Origin of the sequence: Shewanella sp. MMG014 (assembly GCF_018100775.1) — a bacterium.
Taxonomy (GTDB): Bacteria; Pseudomonadota; Gammaproteobacteria; order Enterobacterales; family Shewanellaceae; genus Shewanella; species Shewanella japonica.
Genome location: NZ_JAGJDZ010000002.1, coordinates 233,686 through 252,250, shown reverse-complemented (window position 1 = coordinate 252,250; position 18,565 = coordinate 233,686). Strand labels below are relative to the sequence as shown.

Annotated in this window: 18 protein-coding genes; 10 read left to right on the top strand and 8 right to left on the bottom strand. The window is 39.0% G+C overall.

Annotated features, from left to right (window positions below):
- Window positions 1-108 precede the first annotated feature (108 nt).
- From J8L86_RS04065 to rnd, 6 genes are all read left to right on the top strand, one after another.
- Window positions 109-540, top strand: a complete 432-nt coding sequence (locus J8L86_RS04065; protein WP_211028838.1) for a hypothetical protein — start codon at window positions 109-111, stop codon at window positions 538-540.
- A complete protein-coding gene (locus J8L86_RS04060; protein WP_055023208.1) occupies window positions 533-1,219 on the top strand; it encodes a M50 family metallopeptidase in 687 nt (228 codons plus the stop codon). Before J8L86_RS04065 ends, J8L86_RS04060 begins: the two co-directional genes overlap by 8 nt.
- 70 nt (window positions 1,220-1,289) lie before the next feature.
- Window positions 1,290-2,165, top strand: coding sequence for a class I SAM-dependent methyltransferase (locus J8L86_RS04055; protein ID WP_055023207.1), 876 nt, complete (start codon window positions 1,290-1,292; stop codon window positions 2,163-2,165).
- 29 nt (window positions 2,166-2,194) lie between these two features.
- Window positions 2,195-3,109 (top strand): alpha/beta hydrolase, encoded by a 915-nt coding sequence (locus J8L86_RS04050; RefSeq protein ID WP_211028837.1) that lies wholly within the window; start codon window positions 2,195-2,197, stop codon window positions 3,107-3,109.
- Window positions 3,110-3,342: 233 nt separating this feature from the next.
- On the top strand, window positions 3,343-5,016 hold the full coding sequence (gene fadD, locus J8L86_RS04045; RefSeq protein ID WP_211028836.1) for a long-chain-fatty-acid--CoA ligase FadD: 1,674 nt from the start codon (window positions 3,343-3,345) through the stop codon (window positions 5,014-5,016).
- An 80-nt stretch (window positions 5,017-5,096) separates the two neighbouring features.
- Window positions 5,097-6,209: a ribonuclease D gene (gene rnd, locus J8L86_RS04040; protein WP_211028833.1), complete on the top strand. Its 1,113-nt coding sequence runs from the start codon at window positions 5,097-5,099 to the stop codon at window positions 6,207-6,209.
- A 126-nt stretch (window positions 6,210-6,335) separates the two neighbouring features.
- On the opposite strand, the gene minE is transcribed toward rnd, so the two are convergent.
- From minE to minC, 3 genes are read right to left on the bottom strand one after another with little or no spacing between them, the layout of a single operon-like run.
- Window positions 6,336-6,596: a cell division topological specificity factor MinE gene (minE, locus tag J8L86_RS04035; protein ID WP_055023203.1), complete on the bottom strand. Its 261-nt coding sequence runs from the start codon at window positions 6,594-6,596 to the stop codon at window positions 6,336-6,338.
- Between the two features lie 2 nt (window positions 6,597-6,598).
- Window positions 6,599-7,408 (bottom strand): septum site-determining protein MinD, encoded by an 810-nt coding sequence (gene minD, locus J8L86_RS04030; protein ID WP_055023202.1) that lies wholly within the window; start codon window positions 7,406-7,408, stop codon window positions 6,599-6,601.
- Between the two features lie 28 nt (window positions 7,409-7,436).
- Window positions 7,437-8,102 carry a septum site-determining protein MinC gene (gene minC / locus J8L86_RS04025; RefSeq protein ID WP_080915856.1) on the bottom strand — a complete coding sequence of 222 codons (666 nt, stop codon included), beginning with the start codon at window positions 8,100-8,102 and terminating at the stop codon, window positions 7,437-7,439.
- Between the two features lie 120 nt (window positions 8,103-8,222).
- On the opposite strand from minC, the gene J8L86_RS04020 reads away from it, so the two are divergent.
- From J8L86_RS04020 to J8L86_RS04010, 3 genes are all read left to right on the top strand, one after another.
- A complete protein-coding gene (locus J8L86_RS04020) occupies window positions 8,223-8,501 on the top strand; it encodes a YcgL domain-containing protein (RefSeq protein ID WP_055023200.1) in 279 nt (92 codons plus the stop codon).
- A gap of 183 nt (window positions 8,502-8,684) precedes the next feature.
- The gene (locus tag J8L86_RS04015; RefSeq protein WP_055023199.1) at window positions 8,685-9,659 is read left to right on the top strand and encodes a lytic murein transglycosylase; all 975 of its coding nucleotides are present in this window, start codon (window positions 8,685-8,687) and stop codon (window positions 9,657-9,659) included.
- A gap of 41 nt (window positions 9,660-9,700) precedes the next feature.
- On the top strand, window positions 9,701-10,141 hold the full coding sequence (locus tag J8L86_RS04010) for a YcgN family cysteine cluster protein (protein WP_065107964.1): 441 nt from the start codon (window positions 9,701-9,703) through the stop codon (window positions 10,139-10,141).
- 99 nt (window positions 10,142-10,240) lie between these two features.
- Here J8L86_RS04010 and dsbB read toward each other — a convergent pair whose 3' ends face one another.
- Together dsbB and nhaB are read right to left on the bottom strand one after the other, a co-directional pair.
- Window positions 10,241-10,756, bottom strand: coding sequence for a disulfide bond formation protein DsbB (gene dsbB, locus J8L86_RS04005; RefSeq protein ID WP_211028832.1), 516 nt, complete (start codon window positions 10,754-10,756; stop codon window positions 10,241-10,243).
- Between the two features lie 82 nt (window positions 10,757-10,838).
- A complete protein-coding gene (gene nhaB, locus J8L86_RS04000) occupies window positions 10,839-12,431 on the bottom strand; it encodes a sodium/proton antiporter NhaB (protein WP_055023197.1) in 1,593 nt (530 codons plus the stop codon).
- A 444-nt stretch (window positions 12,432-12,875) separates the two neighbouring features.
- Here nhaB and fadR point away from each other — a divergent pair, with 444 nt between their 5' ends.
- Window positions 12,876-13,607: a fatty acid metabolism transcriptional regulator FadR gene (gene fadR / locus J8L86_RS03995; RefSeq protein WP_055023411.1), complete on the top strand. Its 732-nt coding sequence runs from the start codon at window positions 12,876-12,878 to the stop codon at window positions 13,605-13,607.
- Window positions 13,608-13,684: 77 nt separating this feature from the next.
- Here the strand turns inward: fadR and J8L86_RS03990 are convergent, their stop codons facing one another.
- The 3 genes from J8L86_RS03990 to J8L86_RS03980 all read right to left on the bottom strand — a co-directional run bounded on the left by J8L86_RS03990 (window position 13,685) and on the right by J8L86_RS03980 (window position 18,537).
- Complete coding sequence (locus J8L86_RS03990) at window positions 13,685-15,226, bottom strand: SpoVR family protein (protein WP_065107967.1); 1,542 nt, start codon at window positions 15,224-15,226, stop codon at window positions 13,685-13,687.
- A 10-nt stretch (window positions 15,227-15,236) separates the two neighbouring features.
- Window positions 15,237-16,508, bottom strand: coding sequence for a YeaH/YhbH family protein (locus tag J8L86_RS03985; RefSeq protein WP_211028830.1), 1,272 nt, complete (start codon window positions 16,506-16,508; stop codon window positions 15,237-15,239).
- A gap of 94 nt (window positions 16,509-16,602) precedes the next feature.
- Window positions 16,603-18,537, bottom strand: coding sequence for a PrkA family serine protein kinase (locus J8L86_RS03980; RefSeq protein WP_055023194.1), 1,935 nt, complete (start codon window positions 18,535-18,537; stop codon window positions 16,603-16,605).
- Between the last annotated feature and the right edge of the window lie 28 nt (window positions 18,538-18,565).

Sequence of the window (18,565 nt, the reverse complement as noted above, 5' to 3'; positions counted from 1 at the left end):
TAACTCTTGCCTTATTATTAGCTAAGTATGGGCTTAGTATTAGCTTTCTAATAATGTAGTTAAGTATGTGTGTAGTTAAGTATTTGTTTAGTTAAATAGGAGGACAATTTGCTTCATACAATTCAATCATCAATTCAGCCTTTGTCTTCTTATAATCCATTTACGTTAAGAACTGACACAAACAAGATTGCTGATAATAATAGTCAAAATAACCAAGCGGTAAGTAATGAACAATCGACAGTTGATAGGTTAACTCGTGCTCGCCAAGTCTCTGAAGTGAATCATACTTCTGCGGCAAAACAAGAAACCTTGACCAAGGCTGCTGAACCGACTAATGCGCACGTTGTCTTTGTTGAGCAATCTGTTATTAACGATGCCGTCGATGCAAAACTGCAGTACGACAAGCAAACGCATTTTAACGCATCACAGCAACAGCATGTTCAAGGAAGTGGAGGTGCGATTAAAGAATACTTATTAAACCAACATGCTGCTCAACGAGAGCAAATTCAACAAATGGTGGGTATTGATTTATATGCATGATCCTAAGCCTGCTCGCTTATCCGCTATTCCTTCTAAAGGGCTTTTCTTTTTTGAACTACTGATTGCTTTTCTGATTACTAAACTGCCTATTATCAGTATTCCTTTCAAATGGTTTGAAAGCTATTTTCATGAGATTTCCCACGGATTAGCGGCTATAGCCAGTGGTGGCATTGTCACTCAAATTCAACTATTTCCGAATGGTGCGGGCTTATGTTTTACCCAAGGGGGCTTTGCACCTTTCATCACTTTTAGTGGCTATTTCGGTGCTGCGCTGTGGGGGTATATCATCTTCTTATTGGCGACTTGGCGAGCGGGCATTAAATTTACCTTAGGCATTCTTGGTACAACAGTCCTGGCATCATTAATTTTCTGGGCGAGAGATTTATTAACCATATTCATTTTAATTTCGTTAGCCGTTGTGTTTCTAATGCCGCTTAAATTTAATAATTTTGCATGGCTTAACAGTTTGTTACGAACACTGGGTTTGATGATTGTGCTTAATGCTATGGCGAGCCCGACAATTCTTTTTGGTTTATCAACTCAAGGAGATGCGGCTAAGCTATCACAGTTAACATGGCTACCAGCTTGGCTTTGGGTAATAATCTGGTTAGTGTTTAGCTGCACTATGTTATGGATGTGTTGGCGAAGAGTAGACGACAAAAAGCCAGAAACAGTTTAGAGTGATCAACTTAGCAATTTTTGTCGTATCAGTTGCTGTTTTTTAAAACAATTTCTTCAGGGAGAAGACAATGAAACGTACGTTATTGTTAACCACAATGTTAGGTTTAAGTTCGATTGGTCTATCGACCATCAGTACAAATGTGGTTGCACATGAGCACGGTCATTCAACAAGTGACAAAGCACAAGCTGTTAAAGTTAACCCTCAACTCGCAGAAGCTGTAGCAAGTAGCTTCAGAAGCGAAAAAAATTCAGCCCGTGATGGATATCGTCATCCTGCTGAAACCTTAGCTTTTTTAGGTGTTCAAGCGGATGATACCGTTATTGAGCTTTGGCCTGGCGGCGGTTGGTATGCCGAAATCTTGGCACCTTACCTTGCAGAAAAAGGTCAGTACATCGGTGGTATTTTTGAAACCAATCCAAAAGAAGATACTAAGCGCACTCAATATTACGCTAAAGCAGGTAAAAAGTTTCAAAGCTGGTTAGCTGATAACAAAGATGCTGTAGGTAATGCTAAAACGGTGACTTTTCAGCCACCTGCATCTGTTGTTTTAGGTGAAGATAACAGTGCTGACTATGTATTAACATTCCGTAACTTACATAATTGGGCTGGCCAGAAACAACTTGAAAATGCTTTTACAGCTTCTTTTAATGTACTAAAAGATGGCGGCGTTTTTGGTGTGGTTGAACATCGTGCAAACCCTGGTATGTCATTTGATAGCGGCTATATGGATCAGGCTGAAATGATTGCACTGGCTGAAAAAGTCGGCTTTACATTAGCGGCGTCATCGGAAGTGAATGCCAATCCTAAGGATACAAAAGATTATCCAAAAGGTGTTTGGACATTACCGCCACGTTTAGCCCTTGAAGATCAGGACAAAGATAAATATCTCGCGATTGGTGAAAGTGATCGTATGACTTTAAAATTTGTTAAAAAAGCGAAATAACCACGCTATAACTGATAAAGAAGATAATGATGAATGAGCCAATTGATGCGGCATTAGAATTTGAAGATGTCGATTTTCAATTGGCTCATATTCGTTTAGCAGCAAAGCGATATGGAAGTAGTAACAAACCCGTTTTACTGGCTTTACATGGTTGGTTAGATAATGCCGACAGCTTCGTACCGTTAGTTAATGCGCTATCTGAGCAGCAAGTACTTACAGATTATCAAATTATTGCCGTAGATTGGCCTGGTCATGGCTTATCTCAACATCGTCCAGGGCAATATCCTTTGCATTGGATTGATTACCTCTACGATTTGCACGAACTCGTTTTATTACTTAAGCAGGACCAGCCTGTAACCGTTATCGGACACTCTTTAGGTGGGATAGTTGCGGCAGCTTATAATGCGGCTTTCCCTGATAGCTTAAAGCAACTCATATTAATTGAAGCTTTATCGCCATTATTTGAAGATCTGTCGAAATTTAAAGCAAGAGTCAATAGAAGCTTTCAGCAGCATATCAGATTCAATCAAGCTGGGATTCAGGGACAGAAGAAACCTGAGTCTTCATCAAACTTAACGCTTGAGCGGGCCGTAAATGCCCGTCATAAGCTCACTGGTATGGATCCTACGTGGTGTGAGTTAATTATAAAGCGAAATCTTGAAATCAAAGATCATCAATATTGTTGGAAAAGTGATCCTCGTTTGAAACTGGATTCTCCTTATAGATTAACCTTTGAACAGGTTGATGTTTTAATGAGCGTCAGTGATACCCCTTGTTTATTAATATTAGCCGAAGAGGGCTATAAACAGTTAAAATTAGCAATACCGCAAGCTAAGCTGTGGTTTACACAGCTTACGAATGTGCAGATTAAAGGCGATCACCATTTACATATGGGAAGCGCAGCACAAGTTGCTAACACGATTAGAACATTTATTCTAAATTAAGCTTTCTTTGTTTTAAAATCACTAGGATTTTTAATTTATTTATGTGATTATGGTCTGAATTAAAACGGTCGTATGATTTTTTGCGGCTCAAGAATAATAACTATCAATAACGTTTTTACTGCAACTCATAACAATAATAAAAATATCAGCTAGTTTTAAGTGCAGTGATCTTCGACCTTGTAAAAATTGAAGCCCGTCTTCTTAGCAATGGTCAGGATAAATAGGAGAATTTTGTGGACCAGCCTTGGATTAATAATTTACCAGAACACGTACCGGCAGAAATTGACTCAGCGCAATTTTCAACGCTTGTCGATATGTTTGAATCTGCGGTAGCTAAATATGCTGACCAACCTGCGTTTATCAATATGGGGGCGACACTGACTTATAGAAAGTTAGAAGAAAGAAGTCGTGCATTTGCAGCCTATTTACAAAATGAACTCAAGTTAGAAAAAGGCGACAGAGTTGCCTTGATGATGCCTAATTTACTGCAATACCCAATTGCATTATTTGGTGTATTACGTGCGGGCATGGTCGTGGTCAATGTTAACCCTCTATATACCCCAAGAGAATTAAAACATCAGTTAGTTGATTCTGGTGCTAAAGCCATTGTCGTTGTGTCGAATTTTGCACGTACATTGGAAGAAGTGGTTTCAGAAACGCCTGTAGAATCGGTGATCATCACTGGGTTAGGTGATCAACTGAGTGCACCAAAAAGAACCTTAGTCAACTTCGTGGTTAAGTACATCAAGAAGATGGTGCCTAAATACAACTTGCCTCATGCATTGTCTTTTAGGCAGTCTTTAAGTAAAGGCCGTCGTTTACAATACGTAAAACCTGAGATTTCACCAGAGGATTTGTCTTTCTTGCAATATACCGGTGGTACAACGGGTGTTTCAAAAGGCGCGATGTTGAGTCATAAAAACGTTGTGAGTAATGTTTTGCAAGCCAATGGTGCCTATTCTCCAGCTTTGAAAGATGGTACCGAATTTGTCGTTACTGCATTGCCGCTTTATCACATCTTCGCACTCACTGTTAATTGTTTGCTGTTTTTACATAAAGGCAGTAAAAACTTATTAATTACTAACCCTCGTGATTTACCAGCGTTCGTTGGCGAGTTAAAGAAGTATCCTTTTACAGCGTTGACAGGGGTTAACACGTTATTCAACGCCCTAGTTAATGATGAAGACTTTAATAGTCTTGATTTCAGCCGCTTAAAGCTTTCTATTGGCGGCGGAATGGCCGTACAAAAAGCCGTTGCTGACAAATGGCAAAGCATTACTAAGACGCGATTACTTGAAGGTTATGGGTTAACTGAAGCATCGCCACTGGTGACGTGTTGTCCTTATAACCTTGATGGTTATAACGGATCGATTGGTTTCCCTGCGCCGTCAACTGACATACAAGTGCGTGATGATGAAGGTAATGTATTAGCTCAAGGTGAAACTGGTGAGCTATTTGCGAAAGGCCCGCAAGTTATGCAAGGCTACTGGCAGCGTCCAGAGGAAACTGCAAAAGTCATCGACAAAGAAGGTTGGCTAGCGACTGGTGATATTGGCTATATGGATGAAAAAGGATTCTTTTTCATTGTTGACCGTAAAAAAGACATGATTTTGGTATCAGGTTTTAATGTATTTCCAAATGAAGTTGAAGATGTCATTGCACTGCATCCTAAAGTCATTGAGGTTGCGGCTGTTGGTGTTCCAAATGAAGCCAGCGGTGAATTAGTTAAAGTATTTGTTGTCGCAAAAGATAACAGCTTAACTGATAGCGATATTATTAAACATTGTCGTCATCATTTAACAGGATATAAGGTACCAAAGCTGGTAGAATTCAGAGAAGAGTTACCAAAATCCAATGTAGGTAAGATTTTACGACGAGAACTTCGAGACGAAGTTAAATCAGCGTAAAGTAAAGCCGGCAGTTGCCGGCTTTTTAATGCATCCTATTTAGACCTTCCATTGGCGATAAGTTAATACTGGAGTGAATTTTGTTATCGTTCGAATACATTAGTGACCAAGCAAGTTTAGAAGCGTTAGTGGCACAATATCAACAAAGTGAATTACTGGTCTTAGACACTGAATTCGTAAGAACAAGAACCTACTACGCGAAGTTGGGTCTTATTCAAGCCTATGATGGCAAAACATTGGCGCTAATCGATCCCGTTGCTCTGCCTGATTTATCGTGTTTTTGGGAGTTATTAACAAATACTTCAATTACTAAACTTGTGCATTCTTGTAGTGAAGATTTGGAAGTGTTCGCGCGTTACGGACAATGCCAGCCAAGTCCTTTATTTGATAGTCAAATTGCCGCTAGCTTATGTGGCTTGGGACATGGGGTCGGTTACGCAAAATTGGTTAATATGTTTTTAGACATTGAGATTGATAAAGGCGAGTCACGAACTGATTGGATGAAACGTCCGTTAACCGATGCACAATTACAATACGCCGCGAATGACGTTTACTATTTATATAACCTTTACCCACAATTACTTGAAAAGGTTAATCAAGCTAGCCGCATGGATTGGTTGCTGGAAGAGGGTGAGCGAATGACAGAAGGGCGTTTAACGCCGCCTGATGAAGAGTTTGCTTATTTAAAGGTGAAAAATGCGTTTCAGTTATTCCCAAAACAATTGGCTTACTTGAAAGTTTTGGCCACTTGGCGTTTACAAAAAGCATTAAAGAAAGATTCTGCACTTGGCTTTATCATTAAAGATCATGCCTTGATTGCTTTAGCAAAAAAACAGCCGAAAACGGTAGTCGAGTTGAATCAATTAAATGACTTAACCGATCATGAAAAGCGTTTCCATGGTAAAGAGATCATCAAACTGCTTCAAACAGCAGATTTAGAAAATTTACCAGAAGCTGTGGACGTGATAGCCCTTAAAAATGGTTATAAAGCCTCATTTAAAGAAGTTAAAGTCATCCTCACGCAACTGGCTGAGCAACATGATGTCGCGATTGAGTTTATTGGCTCTAAACGTCTCATTCATGAATTTTTACTGTGGCTCTATCATAAAAAACAAACAGACACGCCATTATTATTAACCGGCTGGCGAGCGAGCATCATTAAAGATAGTCTAGAAGGAATAAAGTTTGGTTAACACGAAAGGAACTTTTATATAGTCAGCAAGGCTATTGAGTTAACGATATTAAAAAAGCCAAGATACGTATTTATCTTGGCTTTTTTATAGTGAGGTTCAGCTTAGTAAGCTATGACCTGAAAAACGTTATTTGCCATCAGGTAAAGTGACGTTTAACTCAAGTACCGACAGCTTGTCATCATTTTGGTCAAGCTGAACTGATACCTGATCCTCAGAGATATGAACGTATTTGCGGATAACTTCAATGATCTCTTGTTTCATTTTTGGGAAGTAATCAGGCGCATCACGTTCACCACGTTGATGAGCAACAATAATTTGCAGTCGCTCTTTAGCTGTCACCGCTGTGTTGGTTTTTTTATTGCTTCTAAAATAATCAAGTATAGACATAGTTAGCTACCAAATATCCTTTTTAAGAATCCCTTTTTCTCTTCTGTCAGAAAACGAAATGGTACTTCATCACCAAGTAAACGCGCCACAGTGTCAGCGTACGCTAAACCTGCATCACTTTCTTCATCGTTAATGACTGGAATACCAGAGTTTGATGCTTTTAATACTGCTTGTGATTCAGGAATTACACCGACTAACTTAATGGCTAAAATTTCTGATACGTCTTCGACACTTAACATTTCACCTGTTTTAACTCTAGCAGGTGAATAGCGAGTTAATAATAAAAACTCTTGAATTGGTTCAAGATTTTGTTCTGCACGACGAGAGCGACTTTGTAACATACCAAGAATACGGTCTGAATCTCGTACAGAACTCACTTCTGGATTAGTCGTTACAATAGCGATGTCTGCAAAATACAAGGCCATCATTGCACCTTGTTCAATACCCGCTGGTGAGTCACAAACAATATAGTCAAAGTCTTTGCTGAGTTCATCAAGCACTCCGCCTACACCTTCTTTAGTCAGTGCATCTTTATCACGGGTTTGTGACGCTGGTAAAATAAATAGCTTATCACAACGTTTATCTTTAATTAGTGCTTGATTGAGATTAGCTTCACCGTTGATAACGTTGACGAAGTCATAAACAACTCTGCGCTCACAACCCATAATTAAATCAAGATTACGTAAACCGATATCGAAATCGATAACAACAGTCTTTTTTCCTTTAAGTGCTAAACCTGTCGCAATAGCTGCACTCGAAGTTGTTTTACCTACGCCACCTTTACCTGATGTGACAACAATTATTTGTGCCATTTGTTATTATATCCTTTTATGTTGCCAACTATTGAGGCAATGATTCAACCATGAGTGTTTCGTCATTAAGACGAACACAACCGCGTTGATCGCTACAATGCTGCTGCAAATGTTCTGCTAGCCAATATTGTCCAGCAATTGATACTAATTCGGCGTCAAGGCTATTGGCTATGATGATGCTATTGCGATCACCTGAAGCTCCCGCCATTGCTTTACCTCGTAAAGCGCCATATATATGAATGCTACCATCCGCAATCACTTCTGCGCCATTACCAACCGCACCAAAAATGACTAAGTCAGCATTTTTTGCATAAATTTGCTGCCCTGAACGTACATTTTGTTTAATGATTTTGGTTTCTTTGGTTGGGGCTGGCATATTCTTGGCTTGTTTGCCCGATTTAACGACCGCAAGGCCTAACGATTTTGCTTGTTTACTAATATCATCGTTTGCAGATGTTACACCAACGATGATTAATTGGTTATCAGTAAGAAGTTGTTTTAATGCAGCAAGATTAACGTCGTGTTGTTCTATCGCACTTAAATTTAAAATTAATGGTGCGCCGATAAAGAATTGCGGTGCTTGGGATAGCTTTCTGTCTAAATCAGCAGCTATCGCACTTATATCGTGTGTATTGATATGAAGAACTGAAAGAGTAAAAGAGGTCGCTTTGAGCTCAAGACTTTGTGTGGCCATCCAGGCGTTAATCTCCAAAAATTTCAGTGTGTGAACTGATTTGCAATTAAATTATGACTGTCCATGTTATAGTGTGCGTTGTTGACTATCAAGCAAGAAACATAGGAATTTAACTTCAAAATGATATGCGCAGTATATAAAAGCAGCCGAAAAATTGATACTTACTTATTCGTTGAAAAACGTGATGTTTTTGACGCTGTACCTGAAGCATTAATGCAAATGTTTGGCACTCCAAAATTGGTTATGATGGTGCCTTTATCCAAACGTACTGAGTTAGCGATGGCTGATATTGAGAAGGTCAAATCAGAATTAGCAGATAAAGGCTTTTATTTACAAATCCCGCCACCAGTCACGAATTTGTTAGATGAACACAGAAAAAGTTTAGGGATAAAAGACTAGCGTCGCCTGTTATTACAGTGATAGTTTATTGGCCTGAAAAGCGTTTTTTTAAATGATATTAAATTTACAATAGCTTGTTTTTAATACAGTTATCAATTTTAGTATTTCGACGTTAACACAAATGTGTTAACGTTTAGTTAATAAGAACAAAAACAGCAGTAATGAGTTAACTTAGGACATTTTATGATTGGGAAGATCATTTCATCAGTAGTCATCTCTCTGATTACTTTTAACATTGCTCATGCACAGCAAACCGTTACTTTCGATGATTATTTAGCTTCATTAAAAGACAAAGCAATACAGGCTGGTGTTTCACAAAATACTATTAATAAACACTTTTCTAAAATTAAAGTGTTTAAACGTGCCACTGTTAACGGCGCTGATAAGAGCATTAATCTAGAAAGTTATATTCCACAAAATGCACCTGAAATAACAGTCAGCACTGCTAGGGCAATGTTTAAAGAACAAGAAGATGCGTTAATTACGCTGGGTGACCGTTACGGTGTTCAGCCTCGTTTTCTCGTCGCCTTATGGGGAATGACTTCAGAATTTGGTGAACAGAAGGGGAATTTTCCTATTTTATCTGTCACTGCTTCTAATGCCTATTCAGGTGTAAAAGAACAGTTTTACATCGATGAGTTTATCGCAGCGCTGCAAATCATCGATAGCCAACAAGTTACCTATGAGCAATTAATTGGTTCCTCAACAGGTGCTATGGGCCATATGCAGTTAATGCCATCTCAATATCTAGCCTATGCCCAGGATGGCAATGGAGATGGAAACAAAGACATTTGGAACAACCAATTTGACGCTTTTGCTACTGCAGCTGCAATGCTTAAAGATACCGGATGGAAAAACGATGAAACTTGGGGAAGACAAGTTAGTTCAGTTAATCCAGTTCCGCAGTATCTGATTGGTGCTGACCACACTCAAACATTTAATGAGTGGCAAGAGCTGGGCGTTCGTCGATACAACGGCAATGATTTACCTAAACGTGATGACATGCAAGTGTCTTTCTTAATGCCTGATGGCGAAAAAGGCCGAGAGTATCTGGTTTATAATAATTTCCGACTGCTGCAAGCTTGGTCAAAAAAAGAACATTTCTTACTGACTGTGACCTATCTATCTGAACGAATCAAAAATCCTCCTATTAAATAATGATACAATACTGGTATTGTAAGTTATTACCGTATTGAATTATGTCTTTTTGGGTTGAAAAAAAGCTTAACCAACTTACCACCGTGCAATGGGAATCATTGTGCGATGGTTGTGGTAAGTGTTGTCTGAATAAGTTAATTGATGATGAAACCGAGGATCTGTATTACACAGATGCTGCTTGTCATCTACTCGATGATGAAACGTGCGCCTGTCGTCATTATCCTGAACGATTTAAATATGTGCCAGCTTGTACAGCGATTACCGTCGATAATATTGCAGAGTTAACTTGGTTGCCTGACTCTTGTGCTTATAAGCGTCTGCATGATGGCAGGGAGCTTCCTTCTTGGCATCCATTATTAACCGGTTCGAAAGAGGCAATGCACGCAGCGGGTATCTCAGTTAAAGGGAAAACCATTAACGAGAAACGAGTTAAAGATGTTTTTGACCATATTGTTCTATGGCCCTTGAAAGACCTAGATTAACGCTACGGGTTAGAACAAGTGAAGTTAGATTTGATTGACCACAAAAAAGCACTCTGATTGAGTGCTTTTTTCTTTTATAAACGAATCAACTTCGTGGTGTTAGCTGCGCTTTAACGGTTTTATTGCTGGAAGTAGCATCACCGCCAGAACGAGTAGATAGATAACAAAAGTGACAACCATCCACTGCGCCATACTCACTGACAAAAATGTCCAAGGATCATCGCTACACATACCCGTTGGAGAAAAGACCGAAGGCAGCCACTGATCTAATGGCATCCAAGTTGGAAACTCTGGGAAAAACGAACAAGTAGAAAAGGGTGATGGATTAACTTGTAATTCATTTAACTCAAGCGATAACGATAAGCCCCAAACGCCGCTGACTCCCCAACCAATGAGACCAAGAAAGCGAGTTAACCAGAATTTAGGTGCTAAGGCGCCTATAATTCCAGCAATAATTAACCCTAATACAGCCACACGTACATAGATACACATGACACAAGGGTCTAATTGCATTACGTACTGAAAGAATAATGCAGCTGCTTCTAGGCCTATTGCGGATAAAAGTAGCAATAGCCATGCAGTACGCGAACGAGTAAATTCCTGTAAACCAGTCAAATCAATCTCCTGTCGATTTATGACGATAAAAAAACACCCTCGATTGAGGGTGTTTTCAGGTCAAACTTAATTCAAATTGGCATTAATGTCCAACCGAAATTCCACCAATATCTTTGGCTGAATGGTGAATAATGATTTGATTATCATAATAGTATTGCGTCATATCGGTTAAGAAACCTGATTCAATTGCAATAATACCGACGATAGATAACACAATCGTATAAGGCAAAGCCATCCAAACCATACGGCCGTATGACAATCTAACTAATGGTGCTAATGCAGACGTTAATAAGAACAAGAATGCGGCTTGGCCGTTTGGTGTTGCCACTGAAGGTAAATTAGTACCTGTGTTAATTGCAACGGCAAGTAAGTCAAATTGATCGCGGGTGATTTGACCATTGATGAGAGCGGCTTTAACTTCGTTAATATAAACTGTTCCGACAAAGACGTTATCACTCACCATGGACAGTAAGCCGTTGGCAATATAGAAGATAACCAGTTGCGCGTTTCCTTCAAAGCTTAATGCCCATTGAATCACTGGCGCGAATAAGTGTTGGTCAATGATTACGCCGACAACAGCAAAAAACACGGCTAATAGTGCAGTAAAGGGTAAGGCTTCTTCAAATGCTTTACCCAATGCATGTTCATCTGTAACGCCATTAAATGCTGTGGTTAAAATAATCACAGATAAACCAATCAGTCCGACAGAAGCTAAATGGAATGCAAGACCAATAACTAGCCAAACCCCTACCAATGCTTGAACAAGTAACTTCACTTTATCCGCTTTAGTACGATTTTGATCTTCGTAATCTGAATAGTCACTTAGAATTTTATGAACAGCATCTGGTAATTGTGCACCATAGCTGAATAATTTAAATTTCTCGACCAAGAAACAGGTTGTTATCCCAGCAATAAACACAGGCATAGTGACTGGTGACATGCGAAGGAAAAACTCACTAAACTGCCAGTGCGCTTGCGCTGCAATGATCAAGTTTTGTGGTTCACCAACCATAGTACATACACCACCAAGTGCTGTACCAACACCTGAATGCATCAGCAAGTTACGTAGAAAACCACGGAAAGCTTCAAGTTCTTCATCGTTAAGTTGTTCACGCTCTTCTGAAGTATGGTCATGTTCTTTGTCACAGCTAAAGTCTTTGCCTGAGGCAACTTTATGATAAATAGAGTAGAACCCGACTGCGACCGCAATGATGACGGCAATAACAGTTAAAGCGTCTAAAAATGCTGAAAGGAAAGCGGAAGATACGCAAAACATCAATGAAACAATAATTTTAGAGCGTACTTTAGTGATCATTTTGGTGAATACAAAAAGAAGCAACTGCTTCATGAAGTAAATACCAGCAACCATAAATATGAGTAGCAATAAAACTTCTAAGTTTGCTTCTATCTCATGCAGTACCTGTGTTGGGGAAGTCATGCCAATCATGACTGCCTGTATCGCTAGTAAACCACCAGGCTGAAGTGGGTAGCACTTCAATGCCATAGCTAAGGTAAAAATAAATTCTATTACTAATACCCACCCGGCAACGAACGGACTGACTAAAAAGAATAAAAGGGGATTTATTACAAGAAACGATAATATTGCGTATTTGTACCATTTTGGGGAGTTACCCAAAAAGTTACTAAAAAACGCAGCACCAGTGGTTGACGGCATAATAGCCTCTCCAGTTATGAATTTACGATAGTGAATTTTTGAGGAAGGAATTTTGTAGACCAATTTAAGCCAAAACAAAAACTGCTGTTATGGTTGGTGATTTTGCCCCTAAACTATTTTGTCTAATGATTGCAAAATGACAAAGCTTAACTCTATTTATGTTGTTGTTTTATATTGCTTTTGTTTGATATTTCAAAATTCGTTAGTTGTACCACTAACTTACATCCATTAATTTTGGCGCTAGTTTAGCGCAAACGGTTTCTATTGTAATGCGAATTAATTTTTGGGACGAAAAAAAATAACGAATATAACTCCTATCTCACATTCTTTACCTGTATCGTCTGTTTATTCACCAATAACGTTGTAGAACAGTGTGTTTGACCTTTATCAATAGTGCCTATTTGGAATACCTCTGGTATGATCAGTTCATTGAGTAATCACAGGATGTTCAAGTTGACAATTATCAATGCAAAAGGTCCTGCAAGTTTTGCAGAGAAGTATATCGTCCGTTCTATTTGGGAAAATAAATTCCCACCAGGTTCAATTTTACCTGCTGAGCGAGAACTATCAGAGTTAATTGGTGTCACTAGAACCACGTTACGTGAAGTACTTCAACGATTAGCACGTGATGGCTGGCTTAAGATTCAGCATGGTAAACCAACCCAAGTCAATAACTTTTGGGAAACATCAGGGCTTAATATCCTAGAAACTATTGCTGATCTTAATCCTGACGGATTTCCACTATTGGTGGATCAATTGTTATCAGCAAGGGCGAACGTCAGTGCGATTTATTTTCGTGGTGCTGTTCGAAATAACCCTGAAAAAGCGCAGGAAGTATTAGCCAAAATTCATGAGTTAGAAGAAACAGCTGAAGCGTATGCTGATTATGACTATGAATTACATCATGCTTTGGCTTTTTCATCCGGAAACCCACTTTATGTATTAATTCTTAATGGCTTTAAAGGCTTATACAGTCGTGTTGGTCGTTATTACTTTTCAAGCCAAGAAGCACGCACTATTGCGCTGGATTTTTATAAAGCGCTAGAAAAATTAGCTCAGGAAGGTAAATATACTGAAGTGCCTGCGCTGATGAAGTCCAACGGCATTAACAGTGGCATAATGTGGCAAAAGCTACGTGATGACATGCCTGCAGAAATTGCAAAAAACGATAAATAAAAACAGCAATTAAAAAACCAACCGAGAGGTTGGTTTTTTGTTGGTGTCGAAAAAGGTGAACCATCAACCATTGCTATCTATAGTGTAGTCATTTTTTGCTGTTCTTCCTTTGTGGGACATTGAGCTAAGACTGTTGTTTTACCACTTGCATCAACTTGTTCAATGCTGACATCGAAACCCCATAAACGATGTAAATGTTTTAACACTTCTTCATGACTCCCGGCTAGCGGTATTCGATTGTTTGGCACATACCGTAATGTTAATGACCGATCACCATTTATATCTACTCGTTGAACTTGGATGTTTGGTTCAAGGTTGGATAGATTGTACTGCTGCGATAGTTTTTCACGAATGAGGTGGTAACCTCGATCATCGTGAATAGCTGATACTGATAATCGATTACAGCTGTCATCATCAAGAATACTGAATAATTTAAAATCACGGATCACTTTAGGCGAAAGGTATTGGCTGATAAAACTTTCATCTTTAAAGTTTTCCATCGCAAAGGTAACGGTTGTAAGCCAGTCACTGCCAGCGATATCAGGAAACCACTTTATATCTTCTTCAGTAGGGGATTCACATATTCGTCGGATATCTATAAACATGTTAAAACCTAAAGCATAAGGGTTTATCCCACTATAATACGGACTGTTATACGCAGGTTGTGCGACAACTCCTGTGTGGCTTTGTAAGAACTCAAGCATGAACCTATCGGTAACAGTACCTTCATCAAACATGTGATTTAGGATGGTGTAATGCCAGAACGTTGCCCAGCCTTCATTCATGACTTGGGTTTGTTTTTGTGGGTAAAAATATTGCGCCATTTTTCTAACTATTCTTACAATTTCTCGCTGCCAAGGCTCAAGCAGCGGCGCATTTTTTTCAATAAAATAGAGAATATTTTCCTGTGGTTCATCAGGAAAGGACGCACTGTTTTCTTGTTGGTTTTCATCGAGGTTTTTAGGTACCGTTCGCCATAAGTCATTCACCTGACTTTGTAAGTAGCTCTCACGATCTTTTTGACGCATTTGCTCTTCTTTAAACGACACCTCAGCGGGTCGCTTATATCGGTCCACACCATAATTCATTAGTGCATGGCAAGAATCTACAGTTAACTCGACTTGTTCCACTCCATATTTAAGCTCGCACTCATGAATGTAGTTTTTAGCAAAAACTAAATAGTCGATAATTGAACTTGCATCAGTCCAAGTTTTGAACAAATAGTTATTTTTAAAAAAACTGTTATGTCCAAAGCTTGCATGAGCCATCACTAAAGCTTGCATTGTGATGGTGTTTTCTTCCATCAAATAAGCAATACAAGGATCTGAGTTAATCACAATTTCATAGGCCAATCCCATTTGGCCACGACGGTAACCTTGTTCAGTTTCTATAAAACGTTTACCAAAAGACCAATGAGTGTAACCAATGGGCATACCAATACCTGCATATGCATCCATCATTTGCTCAGCAGTGATCACTTCAATTTGATTTGGGTAGCTATCGAGTTTATAAAAAGCAGCCACTTTTTCAATTTCAGTCATGTAAGCTTCAAGTAAATCAAAGCTCCAATCTGGCCCATCACTTAATGGCTGTTTTGCTTTGGTTTTATGATTCGTCATCATGTTCTCCTTAGCTAGGCTGCTTTTTAAATAACTCACGGAAAACAGGGTAGATATCATCCACCTCACGGATATGTTGCACTGCAATATTTGCATAATCTTGTTGTAGGTTTTCGTATTCGCGCCAAAGGGTTTGGTGGGCGCGTCGGGTAATTTCTATGTAACTGAAATAACGAGATACTGGTAATATCTTTTCTGCTAACACTTGTTTACAGACAGGGGAGTCATCAGCCCAATTGTCGCCGTCTGATGCCTGTGCTGCATAGATATTCCATTCATCGGCAGGATAACGTTCCTGCTGGATTTCATGCATTAAATTCAATGCACTTGATACAATTGTGCCGCCTGTTTCTTGTGAATAAAAAAACTCATGCTCATCGACTTCTTTAGCTTGAGTATGATGGCGTATATAAACGACTTCTAAGTTTTTGTATGTTTGCGTTAGAAAAAGATATAACAAGATATAAAATCGCTTTGCCATGTCTTTAGTTGCTTGATCCATAGAACCAGAGACATCCATTAGACAGAACATTACCGCTTGGCTTGAAGGTTTTTCACGCTTAGCAAAATTATTAAAACGTAAATCAAAACTATCGATAAAAGGAACGCTTTCAATTTTTTTCTGTAAGTCGTCAATTTGTTGTTTTAAATCGATTATAACTTCAGCTTGGGTACCGGGAGTGTTTTCAAGATTTGATAACTCAGCTTTTAATTGTGCGAGTTTTTTCTTTTTTCCTGCGGTCATTGCAATGCGTCTTGCATGTGAAGACCGTAAAGAACGAACGATGTTTATATTGGCAGGTACACCGACATTGGTAAAACCGGCGCGGTAGGTTTCAAATTCCACCATTTGTTTGGCGTTGGTTTGCTGTAAGTCAGGGAGAGCCAAATCTTCAAATAGCAGTTCTAGGTATTCGTCATTTGATATCTCAAATAAAAACTCATCTTTACCTTCACCAGAATTTGATGCATCACCTTCGCCACTTCCTTCACCTGCACCACCACCTTTAGGGCGCTCGATTTGATCGCCTTGATTAAATTGGTCGTTGCCTGGGTGGACTCTTTCTCTTATACCACCTTGTCCTTGATGAAAAATGGGCTCACTGATATCTCGTGTCGGAATACTGATCTTCTCGCCTTTATCAATGTCGGTCACGCTGCGGCGCGTCACTGCTTCACTGACAGACTTTTTGATTTGTTTTTTATATCGTTCAATAAATCGTTGACGGTTTACAGTGCTTTTACCTTTAGCGTTTAGGCGTCTATCAATAAAATTTGCCATACACAGCTCCTAATGTAGCTCGTTAAAAGATGGCCTAATGAGGGCAATTTTCAAATGAAAATCGCCCACAACGACTAGGCTCACTAAGCGACATTTATGATGACTTACGGACTCTTAAGTACCATTCTGATAGCAGTCTTACTTGTTTTTGGGTATAGCCTTTTTCCATCATTCGGTTGATAAAATCATCATGCTTACGTTGATCGTCAGCAGATGTTTTCGCATTAAATGAAATAACGGGGAGTAAATCTTCGGTGTTAGAAAACATTTTTTTCTCAATCACGACTCGCAGTTTTTCGTAACTTGTCCAAAGTGGGTTGTTGCCTTCATTATTGGCACGTGCACGAAGAACAAAGTTAACGATTTCATTTCGAAAATCTTTAGGGTTACTTATTCCTGCAGGCTTTTCAATTTTCTCAAGTTCGGCATTTAAAGCTGATCTATCGAACAGTTGGCCTGTTTCTGGGTCTCTGAACTCTTGATCTTGAATCCAGAAATCAGCATAGGTGACGTACCTATCGAAAATATTTTGGCCATATTCGGAATAGGATTCTAAATAGGCAGTTTGAATTTCTTTTCCGATAAATTCGACATATTTAGGGATTAGATACCCTTTTAAAAACTCTAAATACTTTTCACTAATTTCGTTAGGGAATTGTTCTTGCTCGATTTGTTTTTCGAGGACATAAAACAGATGCACAGGGTTAGCTGCAATTTCTGTATCGTCGAAGTTGAATACTCGAGATAGTATCTTGAACGCAAAGCGGGTTGATAACCCGTTCATGCCTTCGTCGACGCCTGCATAATCACGATACTCTTGAAAGGATTTTGCTTTGGGATCGGTATCTTTCAATGTCTCGCCGTTATACACGCGCATTTTTGAATAGATTGATGAGTTCTCTGGTGCTTTTAGACGGGATAAAATACTAAATTGCGCTAAGGTTTCTAGTGTACCAGGTGCACAAGGCGCTTTAGATAGCTCGGAGTTTGATAACAGTTTTTGGTAAATTTCAATTTCTTCGGATACACGTAAACAATATGGCACTTTAACGATATAAACCCTATCTAAAAATGCTTCATTATTTTTATTGTTCCTAAATGTTGTCCACTCTGACTCGTTCGAATGAGCCAATATCATGCCGTTGTAGGGAAGGGCCGATAATCCTTCTGTTCCGTTATAATTACCTTCTTGAGTGGCTGTTAATAGTGGATGCAGTACCTTTATCGGTGCTTTAAACATCTCAACAAACTCCATCACACCTTGGTTTGCTCGACATAAAGCCCCTGAATAGGCATAGGCATCGGCATCATCTTGTGAGAAGTGTTCAAGCTGACGAATATCTACTTTACCGACTAGTGCCGATATATCTTGGTTATTTTCATCTCCTGGTTCAGTTTTAGCGATTGCAGTTTGATCAAGAATAGAAGGATATACTTTAACGACTTTAAATTTAGTAATATCGCCACCAAACTCATGTAACCGTTTCACTGCCCAAGGTGACATGATGGTTTTAATGTATCGAGTAGGAATATTATATTCTTTGCTTAGTAGTTCTCCGTCTTCTTCTGCGTCAAATAAACACAGTGGACTATCGTTAACAGGACTACGCACGCCATTGGCTGTTAAAATAAAAATCGGTACTTTTTGCATGAGTGACTTAAGTTTTTCTGCTAAAGATGACTTACCGCCACCAACTGGCCCTAGTAGATAAAGTATTTGTTTAGACTCTTCTAATCCTTGAGCTGAATGTTTTAAGTAAGAAACAATTTGTTCAATTGATTCTTCCATCCCATAGAAATCTTTAAAACTTGGATAGTGAGTAATAAGTCGGTTTGAAAAAATACGACTTAAAACAGGATCTTTTGATGTATCAATGGTTTCAGACTCACCAATTGCCATTAGCATTCTTTCGGCGGCTGAAACATATGCACTTCTGTCTTCCTTACAGATTTCAAGAAACTGTTGTAATGAATATTCTTCATCTAGCTTTTGTTCATAACGTTGTTGGTAATGTTCGAATATGCCCATAAGAAACCCCTTGAAACTTAGCTGAAAG

Bases quoted from the DNA above. Each gene is read 5' to 3' on its own strand.
- J8L86_RS04050 (WP_211028837.1), top strand. From the start codon at position 2,195: ATGAATGAGCCAATTGATGCGGCATTAGAATTTGAAGATGTCGATTTT.
- J8L86_RS04015 (WP_055023199.1), top strand. From the start codon at position 8,685: ATGATTGGGAAGATCATTTCATCAGTAGTCATCTCTCTGATTACTTTT.
- minC (WP_080915856.1), bottom strand. From the start codon at position 8,102: ATGGCCACACAAAGTCTTGAGCTCAAAGCGACCTCTTTTACTCTTTCA.
- minD (WP_055023202.1), bottom strand. From the start codon at position 7,408: ATGGCACAAATAATTGTTGTCACATCAGGTAAAGGTGGCGTAGGTAAA.
- J8L86_RS04020 (WP_055023200.1), top strand. From the start codon at position 8,223: ATGATATGCGCAGTATATAAAAGCAGCCGAAAAATTGATACTTACTTA.
- nhaB (WP_055023197.1), bottom strand. From the start codon at position 12,431: ATGCCGTCAACCACTGGTGCTGCGTTTTTTAGTAACTTTTTGGGTAAC.
- J8L86_RS04060 (WP_055023208.1), top strand. From the start codon at position 533: ATGCATGATCCTAAGCCTGCTCGCTTATCCGCTATTCCTTCTAAAGGG.
- minE (WP_055023203.1), bottom strand. From the start codon at position 6,596: ATGTCTATACTTGATTATTTTAGAAGCAATAAAAAAACCAACACAGCG.
- J8L86_RS04055 (WP_055023207.1), top strand. From the start codon at position 1,290: ATGAAACGTACGTTATTGTTAACCACAATGTTAGGTTTAAGTTCGATT.
- J8L86_RS03980 (WP_055023194.1), bottom strand. From the start codon at position 18,537: ATGGGCATATTCGAACATTACCAACAACGTTATGAACAAAAGCTAGAT.
- J8L86_RS03990 (WP_065107967.1), bottom strand. From the start codon at position 15,226: ATGACGAATCATAAAACCAAAGCAAAACAGCCATTAAGTGATGGGCCA.
- J8L86_RS04010 (WP_065107964.1), top strand. From the start codon at position 9,701: ATGTCTTTTTGGGTTGAAAAAAAGCTTAACCAACTTACCACCGTGCAA.
- J8L86_RS03985 (WP_211028830.1), bottom strand. From the start codon at position 16,508: ATGGCAAATTTTATTGATAGACGCCTAAACGCTAAAGGTAAAAGCACT.
- fadR (WP_055023411.1), top strand. From the start codon at position 12,876: ATGTTCAAGTTGACAATTATCAATGCAAAAGGTCCTGCAAGTTTTGCA.